General features: G+C 59.3%; 7 protein-coding genes and 1 pseudogene. 6 read left to right on the top strand and 2 right to left on the bottom strand.

What is annotated here, in order from left to right; genetic code table 11:
* Nucleotides 1-27 precede the first annotated feature (27 nt).
* From lepA to CN311_RS32360, 3 genes are all read left to right on the top strand, one after another.
* Entirely contained in the window at nt 28-1,833 is a 1,806-nt protein-coding gene (lepA, locus tag CN311_RS30575; RefSeq protein ID WP_097577314.1) for a translation elongation factor 4, read from the top strand.
* A gap of 350 nt (nt 1,834-2,183) precedes the next feature.
* Entirely contained in the window at nt 2,184-2,780 is a 597-nt protein-coding gene (locus CN311_RS30570) for a Panacea domain-containing protein (RefSeq protein WP_133117293.1), read from the top strand.
* On the top strand, nt 2,749-3,069 hold the full coding sequence (locus CN311_RS32360) for a hypothetical protein (RefSeq protein WP_133117292.1): 321 nt from the start codon (nt 2,749-2,751) through the stop codon (nt 3,067-3,069). Before CN311_RS30570 ends, CN311_RS32360 begins: the two co-directional genes overlap by 32 nt.
* A gap of 41 nt (nt 3,070-3,110) precedes the next feature.
* Here the strand turns inward: CN311_RS32360 and CN311_RS30565 are convergent, their stop codons facing one another.
* Entirely contained in the window at nt 3,111-5,579 is a 2,469-nt protein-coding gene (locus tag CN311_RS30565; protein ID WP_165779905.1) for a DEAD/DEAH box helicase, read from the bottom strand.
* A 299-nt stretch (nt 5,580-5,878) separates the two neighbouring features.
* Here CN311_RS30565 and CN311_RS30560 point away from each other — a divergent pair, with 299 nt between their 5' ends.
* Nucleotides 5,879-7,906 (top strand): hydantoinase/oxoprolinase family protein, encoded by a 2,028-nt coding sequence (locus CN311_RS30560; protein ID WP_097577311.1) that lies wholly within the window; start codon nt 5,879-5,881, stop codon nt 7,904-7,906.
* 155 nt (nt 7,907-8,061) lie between these two features.
* Here the strand turns inward: CN311_RS30560 and CN311_RS33920 are convergent.
* Nucleotides 8,062-8,133: pseudogene (locus CN311_RS33920) on the bottom strand (terminase small subunit-like protein); the annotation flags it as partial.
* 186 nt (nt 8,134-8,319) lie between these two features.
* Here CN311_RS33920 and CN311_RS32775 point away from each other — a divergent pair.
* Together CN311_RS32775 and CN311_RS30555 are read left to right on the top strand one after the other, a co-directional pair.
* Nucleotides 8,320-8,697 carry a hypothetical protein gene (locus CN311_RS32775; RefSeq protein ID WP_165779904.1) on the top strand — a complete coding sequence of 126 codons (378 nt, stop codon included), beginning with the start codon at nt 8,320-8,322 and terminating at the stop codon, nt 8,695-8,697.
* 269 nt (nt 8,698-8,966) lie between these two features.
* A complete protein-coding gene (locus tag CN311_RS30555; protein ID WP_097577310.1) occupies nt 8,967-11,141 on the top strand; it encodes a malate synthase G in 2,175 nt (724 codons plus the stop codon).
* The last annotated feature ends 32 nt before the right edge of the window (nt 11,142-11,173 follow it).

The following is an 11,173-nucleotide window of genomic DNA, read 5'->3' as shown; positions in this document are numbered from 1 at the left end:
TAACCCGCCCCTGCTAAAGCGCGCGGCATGACCACGCCGCTCGACCACATCCGCAATTTCTCCATCGTCGCCCATATCGACCATGGCAAATCCACCCTCGCCGACCGGCTGATCCAGTCCACCGGCGGGTTGGAGCTGCGTGACATGAAGGAGCAGGTGCTGGACTCGATGGACATCGAGCGCGAGCGCGGCATCACCATCAAGGCGCAGACGGTGCGGCTGAAATACCGCGCCTTGAATGGCGAGGATTACATCCTCAACCTCATCGACACGCCCGGCCATGTCGACTTCGCCTATGAAGTGTCGCGGTCGCTGGCCGCCTGCGAGGGCTCGCTGCTGGTCGTCGATGCCAGCCAGGGCGTCGAGGCGCAGACGCTGGCCAATGTCTACCAGGCCATCGACAACAACCACGAGATCGTCGTGGTGCTGAACAAGGTCGACCTGCCCGCCGCCGAGCCCGAGCGCATCCGCGAGCAGGTCGAGGAGGTGATCGGCATCGACGCCTCCAACGCCGTGCTGATCTCGGCCAAGACCGGCCTAGGCATTCCCGACGTCTTGGAGGCCATCGTCCATCAATTGCCGCCGCCGCGCGAGGGCGACATATCAGCCCCGTTGAAAGCCATGCTGGTCGATAGCTGGTACGACGCCTATCTCGGCGTCATCGTGCTGGTGCGCGTCATCGACGGCGTGCTGAAGAAGGGCCAGACCATCCGCATGATGGGCACCGGCGCCAAATATCTGGTCGAGCGTACCGGCGTCTTCACGCCGGCCCGCATCAATGTCGACGAGCTCGGCCCCGGCGAGTTCGGCTTCTTCACCGGCTCGATCAAGGAAGTGGCCGACACCCGCGTCGGCGACACCATCACCGAGGACAAGCGCGCCACCGCGCATGCCCTGCCCGGCTTCAAGCCGGCGCAGCCGGTGGTGTTCTGCGGCCTGTTCCCGGTCGACGCCGCCGATTTCGAGGACCTGCGCGCCGCCGTCGGCAAGCTGCGCCTCAACGACGCTTCTTTCTCTTATGAAATGGAAACCAGCGCCGCGCTCGGCTTCGGCTATCGCTGCGGCTTCCTCGGCCTGCTGCATCTCGAAATCATCCAGGAGCGGCTGGAGCGCGAGTTCAACCTCGACCTCATCGCTACGGCACCGTCGGTCGTCTACCACTTGCAGCTCACCGACGGCACGGTAAAGGAACTGCACAACCCGGCCGACATGCCCGACGTGGTGAAGATCTCGGCGATCGAGGAGCCATGGATCCGCGCCACCATCCTCACCCCCGACGATTATCTCGGCGGCATCCTGAAACTCTGCCAGGACCGGCGCGGCATCCAGGCCGATCTCTCCTATGTCGGCAAGCGTGCCATGCTGATCTACGACCTGCCGCTCAACGAGGTCGTCTTCGATTTCTACGACCGGCTGAAATCGATCTCCAAGGGCTACGCCTCCTTCGACTATCACCTGACCGACTACCGCGAGGGCGATCTGGTCAAGATGTCGATCCTGGTCAATGAGGAGCCGGTCGACGCACTGTCGATGCTGGTCCATCGCACGGCGGCGGAAAAGCGCGGCCGGCAGATGTGCGAGAAGCTGAAGGAGCTGATCCCGCACCATCTCTTCAAGATCCCGATCCAGGCCGCCATCGGCGGCAAGGTCATCGCCCGCGAAACCATCTCGGCGCTGCGCAAGGACGTCACCGCCAAATGCTACGGCGGCGACGTCTCGCGCAAGCGCAAGCTGCTCGACAAGCAGAAAGAGGGCAAGAAGCGGATGCGCCAGTTCGGCAAGGTGGATATCCCGCAGGAGGCGTTTATCCAGGCGCTGAAGATGGGGGATTGAAGTCGCTGCCCCCGTTCAATCGCGGAAGAGTAAGAGTGTTGCCGAAGGCCACAAAAGCCAACCATCTGGCTTTTCGAGCGACAACGGGCGATGCCATTCGATTCCTCGCGCAAAAGTATCCGAGTGGGCGAATCGCCACGAACGCTTTCTACCGAGGGTTGCTCGCACGACCTCTTTTGTTCTCGTCAGAACAGGGAAAGCGTTTAAGACTCATCCGTGACTTTGCGCTAACCTGCTGAAAAAAATAAAGAAATCGTCGAACGGCAGTTGGACAAGGCCTGATTCCATAATAGAATGTCGTTGTCAAGCCTTAATCGTTGAGCTACCCTATACAAAAAGGGTCTTGACACGTGGAATCACGGAACTCGAAAGGCAAGCTGAGCTTCTCAATTGCAGTGCCAAAAGGTGCACAGCGATTCAGGGAGCTTATTGTCTACATTTCGCGCAAATGTGAGGGCGACGCTTGGTTTGGTGCTACGAAACTAAATAAGATTATGTACCACTCGGACTTCAGAGCTTTTGAGCGATTTGGGGCGCCCCTTACAGGAACACCCTACTTCAAACTTAAAAAGGGCCCCGCACCAAAAGCGTTGATGATCTTTCGACGTCAACTCGAAGAGGAAGGGGCTATTAAGATAGCGAAGGTAGATATTGGAGGGGGCAGGGAGCAGATACGCACTGTTGCGTTGCGCGATGCGATCACGGATCATTTTTCCGTTGATGAACTCCAACTCGTAGACGAAGTTATCGAAGAGCTTTGGAACCAGAATGCCGCTGAAGTTAGCAACGCCAGCCATGATATCCGATGGAAGGTGTTAGAGCTTAAGGACGATATTCCGTACGAGTTTGCCTACCTTTCAAATGAAGACGTGACTTCGCAAGATATCGCGCGGACCCATGAGTTGGCTGCCGAACATGGATGGCTGGAACGTTACGGAAGACCCTAGTTTTGAGCCATCTGTAATAGGTTGTGGCGGCTATGCGATTGTGGACGAGGTCCTAACGGCCATCGACTATGCGTTACACCGCAATCCTCTAGGCTTTCCGTCCGTGCCTGGTATGCCAAATATCAGGCTTGCGAAAACCTCGCTTCGAATCCGTGATGGATTTATCATACCGGCTTTAACGCTGAGATTTTGGACAGACGCGCATTCGCGAACCGTCTTCAAGCTTTATGTAGAGATTTCGAAGCCCGAAGAAATGAAGCACTGGGATGACGATGAAATCCCTTTCTAAGCCGATAATTCCGCGAGGCCCCCCGAAAACTAAAACCGAGATCAGCGCGTAAAGGGGCGCGTAAAGCGACCCTCAAATCGCCCAGGTATCATATCCGCTGCATTCAAGGCACCGGCTACGTCATCGCGCGATCGATACTTGTTGCCGGTGCTCAGATTGATACCCAAAGACTTAAGGGCGTCCCTCAATTCCAAAAGCTTGACTGCATCAATGATCCGAAAATCATTTGCAGGAGAAGCTTCGACACCAAATTTGAACTTCGGGTGGATCATTATCGGGAGTGCGGAGTTAGCCGGAGGGTAATTTTGGCCAAACCAGGAAACAGACCCTAGTAGCTGATTGCAATCTGCCTTTGAAATATATTCGGCTATGGTAGCGCCACTTTTGCATTCGATTACGAAATAACGATGCGCCCCGACACCCCAAAGGTTGTCGGGTCCCTTCCCAGTTTCGATCTCAGGTCTTTGTGCTGCGAACCCGACAAACTGGCCAATGCTGTGTACCGCGGCTTCGAACCTTTTTGTCGCGAGCGGATCCCATTCCAGATCATCCAATAGGGCGTTCATCCAAAGGACCAGATCGTTGCCATCCGGAAACCTAGCCATAAACTTCTGCGCATCGAAAAACTGGTTGTCTGGGGTGCTCAGCCTCTTATATTCGATGCCTGCCATAGGTTTGATAACTCTATTATTAAGAGCTACTGCAGAAAGTAGAATCTTCTGCGATTCCACCCGATCGATATAGTTGTAGTATTCCGCCAACAGCTGCTTTAAATACCCCTTAACTCTGTCCTCAGGGGCGGCGTTTATGGCAACTTGCATTGCCTCTACAGATCGGTTGTACTGGCGGATACGAGCAAAGTCGAAGGCGGCCCGCTGACCACCTACATATTCCTCCATGTAAAAATAGTTGGTATCTGGCGCCTGAACGATCGCTTCTTTAGAGATCCTAATCCAATCAGCATCACCGACAAAAGAATAATTCAGGATAGGCCCAAGGTCCGCCATCCTATTTAAGATTATTTGCTTAGCGAGCTGGCGGGCTACTTTAAGCTGCGCTTTGGTAATCTCGGTAAAGAACTTTGCAGTCTCATGGAAATTGATCGCCTTAGATAACCCAGAGCCCCACAATAGCACGACGCATCGGTCTTCGCTGGATCGAACACCCCGACCCATGCCCTGTTCAATTCGTTGGACCAACTCAATATTCGAACTGGTGGTTCCCTCAAGTGCTGCGGCGTTCACTCGGGCTATCAAACTCGAATAGCTCGGAACTCCGTCGAGAACGAGCATTTCGCAGGCTGTCCCGGGAAGGTCTACGCCATCATATTTGTTAATCAGAACAGCAAGCCCTAGATGGCCGGCTTTCAGTTTTTCCACGCCGTCATGAATGTTATCTTTGTTGAGCACCGCGGCCGCAACGTCTTTCCATTGGTTCGCTTGATTTGTTGAGGGAACAATAACGACGACATTTCGGCTCTTCGCGACCTCCGCGCAGAACGCCTTTAGGTCGTCAAATTTGATATCCCGATTTAGCTCCTGGGGCGTGATTATCATCCTCACGCCCATATCACCGGCCCCTCTGGGCTTGATCGGCTTTGAAATGGCACTAGCGTCCGCACGAAAGTGGGTAACTAGGATCCCGTCGTTCGCCAATGTTGCTGTCATAAAAATCTTGCGACGGGCGGCGCTTAACGAGGGGATCACATCGATTGGAATACAGCGAGGAGCAATTTCAATACGTTTCGCTGTAACTGCGCATTGGCAGAGATCGATCACGTCAATCAGAAGATCGAGCTTGAACTGCAGGTCATCCAAACCTCTATTTTTAATAAGCAAACTGGCGACGTCCGCGGATCGATCCTTCCAAATCCAGTAGGGAAGTTCGCAAAGCACTGCTGGATCACCGCTAAGGAGGCGGGAGTGTTCTATCGCATTATATTGTCTGAGAGATTCCGAAAAAAGATTCCAAAGATCCTTGTAGAGCTGCGAATCTGATTTAGCCTCAATCGTAAATTGCTCCTCAATGCTTTGAAGGCACGCGTGGGCGTCATCTATAACAACCACTTCGAGCGGGATTTTCTTTTCCTTGACACCAAATACAGATCGCCCATTAACAATCTTACGAATATTGGTGACGAGTATACTGTCGCCCCTCATAAATGCCATATCGTTTTCAGAGTCGGTTGTGGAGATACCAAGTGCTGCCGCCTCGGCCAAAACCTGTGACGTTAAATACTTGTCCGGTGTGATGTAAACCGCAGGACGGAACCCTTCATTTAGACTGCTTTTCAATGCAAGTAGCCCGACCAAAGTTTTACCAGACCCGGTGTTCATCTTGATGGTTAGGTCATGTTCGCCACGCCGCCCAAACCAACCATCGAGAACTTCTGCTTGCTCGTCTGATGGTCGTTTAAATTTCGGATTTCGAGTCAATGTGGTAAAAATTTTCCGCGGCTCGATAATCGTACCGTCACCGCCACCGCCTTTAAAAAGATCAAAATTAATCAAGTTGTCCTCCGACTTCCAAATTGATCGGCAAGTTAGCTTGGGGCACATCCTAAACACAAAGAAAGTCACTGAACACTGCGGTTACAGGCACTGATCAAGGATTTCCTGTTTGATCGGTGAAGTCGAGTTGAATGATCTCTCGGTCTCTCTCTTTAGGCGAGACGCCGGTGATCCTTAGCGCCCCCCTCTGCCTTGCCAGGCATCTCCCCCAGATTAGGCGCCCGTGGCCCAGCGCTCGCGGCTTTATCCGCCACTCCGTATCGGCTAAGGGGCGGGGACGAAATTCGCCGGACCCGCCAATGACCGCCAAGCCCAAATCCGCCCCGCTCTTCCTCGGCATCGACACCGGCGGCACCTACACCGATGCCGTGCTGTGGTCGGAGGCCGGCGGTGCCCAGGGCAAGGTCCTGGCCAAGGCCAAGGCGCTGACCACGCGCCACGACCTTGCGGTCGGCATATCGGGCGCGGTCGATGCGGTGCTGGAGAAATCCGCCACCGATCCGGCCGCGATCAAACTGGTGTCGATGTCGACGACGCTCGCCACCAACGCGCTGGTCGAAGGGCAGGGCGGGCGCGTGGCGCTGGTGATGATCGGCTTTTCCGAAGGCGATCTTGCCCGCGACGGGCTGAAGGCGGCACTTGGCACCGACCCCGTCGTGTTCTGCCCCGGCGGCCATGACGTGCACGGCAATGCCGCAAAACTCGATCTTTCCGGGCTGGAGGCCGCCCTGCCGGAACTCGGTAAATCGGTGTCCGGCTTTGCCGTCTGCGCCTACTTTGCCACCCGCAACCCGGCGCATGAGATCGCCGCTCGCGAACTCATCCGCGAAAAAACCGGCCTGCCGGTCACCGCCAGCCACGAATTGTCGGCCAAGCTCGGCGGGCCGCGCCGGGCGCTGACCACGCTGCTCAACGCCCGGCTGATCTCGATGATCGACCGGCTGGTGGCGGCGACCGAAGGGTTCTTGGCCGCCCGCAAGATTGCCGCGCCGCTGATGGTGGTGCGCGGCGATGGTGCGCTGGTCTCGGCCGCCTTTGCCCGCCAGCGGCCGATCGAGACCATTCTTTCAGGCCCCGCCGCCAGCCTGGTCGGCGCCCGCCACATGACCGGGCTCGACAATGCCATGGTCTCCGACATTGGCGGCACCACCACCGACGTCGCCGTGCTCGACGGGGGCCGCCCCAGGCTCGACCCGGAAGGCGCCACGGTCGGCGGCTTCCGCACCATGGTCGAGGCGGTGGCCATGCGCACCTTCGGCCTCGGCGGCGATTCCGAAGTGGCGCTGGAGGATGGCGCGCTCAACCCGAAGATCCTGCTCGGGCCGCGCCGCCTGGTGCCGCTGGCGCTGGCCGGCATGGTGCATGGCGAAGCCGTCACATCGGAGCTGGAGCGCCAGCTGCGAGCGCCTAACACCGGCCGCATGGATGGCCGTTTCGCCGTGCGCACCGGCGTGCCGGAGCGGCTCGCCGCCGGCCTCACCGCGCCGGAAGCAAGGCTCTATGAAGCGATCGGCAGCGTACCGCTGGCGCTGGACAGGCTGCTCACCTCGAACGCCCAGAACGCTACCTTGAACCGGCTGGTCGCGCGGGGGCTCGTGCACATTTGCGGCTTCACCCCCTCCGATGCCGCCCATGTGCTGGGCAAGCAGGCCAATTGGGATGCGGCGACCGCCCGGCTCGGCGCCGAGCTGTTCGCCCGCAAGCGCGACGGCCGCGGCCAGTTCATCGCCGCCATGCCGGAGGCGATCTCGGAACGGGTGCTGCTGACGCTGACACGCTGGTCGGCCGAATACATCCTCGAAACCGCCTTCGCCGAGGATGGGCTGGACGGCGCCGCCACCGTGGCGCATGCGCTGGTGCAGCGCGCCGTCGATGCACACCCCGGCATCGCCCGGCTCAGCGTCGCGCTCGACCGTCCGGTCATCGGTCTCGGCGCCTCGGCGCCGCTGCATTATGCCGGCCTCGCCGAACTGGTCGGCAATGACTGCGTCGTGCCCGAAGACACCGACGTCGCCAACGCGCTCGGCGCCGTCGTCGGTCAGGTCCGCGTCTCGGCCGAGGCGCGCGTCAGCCAGCCCAAGGAAGGGCTGTTCCGTGTTTCGTCCGGGGAGACCGTTCGCGATTTTCTCGACGAGGCCACAGCGATCGCGGCGGCCGAAACCGATGTGCGGACGATCGCCGCCCAGCGGGCGAAGGACGCCGGCACCGACAGCGCCGAGATCGAGGTCGCCACCGAATTCCGCGTCTCCACCGTCGAAGCCCAGCGCATGTTCATCGAGGCGCATGTCGTGGCGGTGGCGTCGGGAAGGCCGAGGATCGCGGTGTGAGTGCCCTTTTCCTTCTCCCCGTTCACGGGGAGAAGGTGCCCGGAGGGCGGATGAGGGGGCAGCGCCGACGAACGCGGTTTCACTGCGCGCGCAGGTGCTGGTCGCGGAATGCCTGGTGGATGGCGAGCCACCGACAGACCGTTGCCTTGTCGGGGCATATCGTTGGAGAGACAGATTTTACGGAGGCTTTCCCGATTGGTGAGCCGTTCGCAGATCTTGTCCGCCATCTCCTGCGAATAGTCTGTCGGTCGCCCTGCCATTGGAGATTACTCAAAGCGCGTGGACATAGGTCTAACTCCTTTGAGGTTAGCAAGGACGGTGTTTTGCTGCGCGGCTCAAATCGAGAGAGGGACCCGCCAGCCTGTTCCGCTATGCAGAAATGTGCTTTCTTCGATTCAAATTGGGAGAGAAAAATGAAGTTGAGCCTTGCTTTTTCTGCTTTCACCGCAGGACTATGCTTCGCAATATCGACCGCCTCAGCCGGACAAGGAGAGCAGAACAACATCAATTGGTTGGCCGGGAAAGACGACGCTTATTTGAGGAAGGTTGCCGCAATGGCGGGCGATCTGAACGGCGTATTTAAAAGATGTCGATTAAGGCCGAACGAGGATGGAAAAGCGATCATAACCGTTCCAGTCCTTTTGTACGACGGGATGGATAAACATATGACGCCCAATAGGCCTAAGTTCCAGAGGGCCATCCACGCCTATGAAAGAGCTTACGCGATAGCGGTTCAGAGGGCAGGAGACTGTAAAGCCGAGAAGGCCAGGCACCCGAACCTCTATCGGTAGAGCAGTCGGGATATAGCTTCTTCCGGGGCTGGGGTGGCGATCTTGCCCCCACCGCCCCGGCTGATGACTGTGAAGCCGCAACCTCACATAAAGCCGCGCCGCCCCTCATCTGGCTGCCGCCATCTTCTCCCCGTTCTACGGGGAGAAGGACGCTGTCGCCACCGCCTTCGCCAATTGGCCTAAATATCCCACCTTCACCCTAAGCTGAATTGACCCTGCCAGCCCAACATGCCAAACGCCCCGCAAAGCCTTCGCCTGGAGAAGCCCTGATGACCGATCGCATCGAGATCGCCGGATTGCGGATTGCCCGCGAATTGCACGACTTCGTCGCGCACGAAGCGCTGCCCGGCACCGGCATCGAGGCGGAAGCCTTCTGGGCGGGCTTTGCCGCCATCGTTAGCGATCTGGCGCCGAAGAACCGGGCGCTGCTGAAAAAACGCGACGCCATGCAGGAGAAGCTCGACGGCTGGTACCGCGACAATGGCGCGCCGGTCGACATGGAGGCCTACAAGGCTTTCCTCAAGGAGATCGGCTATCTCGTGCCGGAAGGGCCGGCCTTCTCGGTCGCCACCGGCAATGTCGACCCGGAGATCGCTTGGGTTGCCGGGCCGCAGCTGGTCGTGCCGGTGATGAATGCGCGCTATGCGCTGAACGCCGCCAATGCCCGCTGGGGCTCGCTCTATGACGCGCTTTACGGCACCGACGCCATCCCCGAGACCGGCGGCGCCGAAAAGGGCAAGGGTTTTAATCCCGCGCGTGGCGCCAAGGTCATCGCCTGGGCCAAGGACTTCCTCGACCAGTCCGTACCACTGACGTCAGGCAAATGGGCAGGGGTGAACGGGCTCTCAGTCGCCAATGGCATGCTGCGGCTGGGCGAGGGCGCCGGCGCCACAACGCTGGCCGACCCGAAACAATTTGCCGGCTATCGCGGCGATGCGGCCAATCCCGATGCCGTGCTGCTGGTCAGGAACGGCTTGCACATCGAGATTACAATCGACCGCGCCAACCAGATCGGCCGCACCGATCCGGCGGGCATCGCCGATGTCGTGCTGGAATCGGCGCTGACCACCATCCAGGACTGCGAGGATTCGGTCGCGGCGGTGGATGCGCAGGACAAGGTCGTGGTCTACCGCAACTGGCTCGGCCTGATGAAGGGCGACCTGGCCGAAGAGATCACCAAGGCTGGCAAGACTTTCACCCGCAAGCTCAATCCCGACCGAGCCTACACCGCGCCCGATGGCGGCGCACTGTCGCTGCCCGGCCGCTCGCTGATGCTGATCAGGAATGTCGGCCACCTCATGACCAATCCGGCGATCCTTGACCGCGACGGCAACGAGGTGCCGGAAGGCATCATGGACGCGGCCATGACGGCGCTGATCGCGCTGCACGATGTCGGCCCGAAGGGACGCCGGCAAAATTCCCGCGCCGGCTCGATGTATGTCGTGAAACCCAAGATGCACGGACCGGAGGAGGTCGCCTTCGCCGTCGAGATCTTCGACTGCGTCGAAGCCCTGCTCGGCATGGCCAAGAACACCATCAAGATGGGCATCATGGACGAGGAGCGGCGCACCACCGTCAACCTCAAGGAGGCGATCCGCACGGCAAAAGACCGCGTCGTCTTCATCAACACCGGCTTCCTCGACCGCACCGGCGACGAGATCCACACCTCGATGGAAGCCGGCCCGATGATCCGCAAGGGCGACATGAAGCAGGCCGCCTGGATTTCCGCCTATGAGGCTTGGAATGTCGACACCGGCCTGGAATGCGGTCTGGCCGGCCACGCCCAGATCGGCAAGGGCATGTGGGCGATGCCGGATCTGATGGCGGCGATGCTGGAACAGAAGATCGCGCATCCGAAAGCCGGCGCCAACACCGCTTGGGTGCCGTCGCCGACGGCGGCGACGCTGCACGCCACGCATTACCACAAGGTCGATGTGCAGGCTGTGCAGGCGGCGCTGAAAAGCCGGCCCAAGGCGAAGCTCGACGACATCCTCTCGGTGCCGGTGGCGGTGCGGCCGAACTGGTCGCCGGCCGACATCCAGGCTGAGCTCGACAACAATGCGCAAGGCATTCTGGGCTATGTCGTGCGCTGGATCGACCAGGGCGTCGGCTGCTCCAAGGTGCCTGATATCCATGATGTTGGCCTGATGGAAGACCGCGCCACGCTGCGCATCTCCTCGCAGCACATCGCCAACTGGCTGCACCACGGTGTGTGCACCGAAAACCAGGTGATGGAGACGATGAAGCGCATGGCGGCCATCGTCGACCGCCAGAACGAGAACGACCCGCTTTACCGGCCGATGGCGCCGGATTTCGAAAACTCCATCGCCTTCCTCGCCGCCTGCGACCTCGTCTTCAAGGGCCGCGTCCAGCCCAACGGCTACACCGAACCGGTGCTGCACGCACGGCGGTTGGAACTGAAGGCGAAAGAGCAGGCGGGCTGAGGTTCCCCTCCCCCTCGAGGGGAGGGTGGCCC

It is taken from the genome of Mesorhizobium sanjuanii, from assembly GCF_002529485.1.
Lineage (GTDB): Bacteria > Pseudomonadota > Alphaproteobacteria > Rhizobiales > Rhizobiaceae > Mesorhizobium > Mesorhizobium sanjuanii.
The sequence above is the reverse complement of the archived record's forward strand: the minus strand, read 5'-3'. Positions and strand labels throughout refer to the sequence as shown.

Excerpts from the sequence above, each read along its gene's own strand:
- CN311_RS32360 (WP_133117292.1), top strand. The coding sequence starts at position 2,749 with ATGGATGGCTGGAACGTTACGGAAGACCCTAGTTTTGAGCCATCTGTA.
- CN311_RS32775 (WP_165779904.1), top strand. The coding sequence starts at position 8,320 with ATGAAGTTGAGCCTTGCTTTTTCTGCTTTCACCGCAGGACTATGCTTC.
- lepA (WP_097577314.1), top strand. The coding sequence starts at position 28 with ATGACCACGCCGCTCGACCACATCCGCAATTTCTCCATCGTCGCCCAT.
- CN311_RS30560 (WP_097577311.1), top strand. The coding sequence starts at position 5,879 with ATGACCGCCAAGCCCAAATCCGCCCCGCTCTTCCTCGGCATCGACACC.
- CN311_RS30555 (WP_097577310.1), top strand. The coding sequence starts at position 8,967 with ATGACCGATCGCATCGAGATCGCCGGATTGCGGATTGCCCGCGAATTG.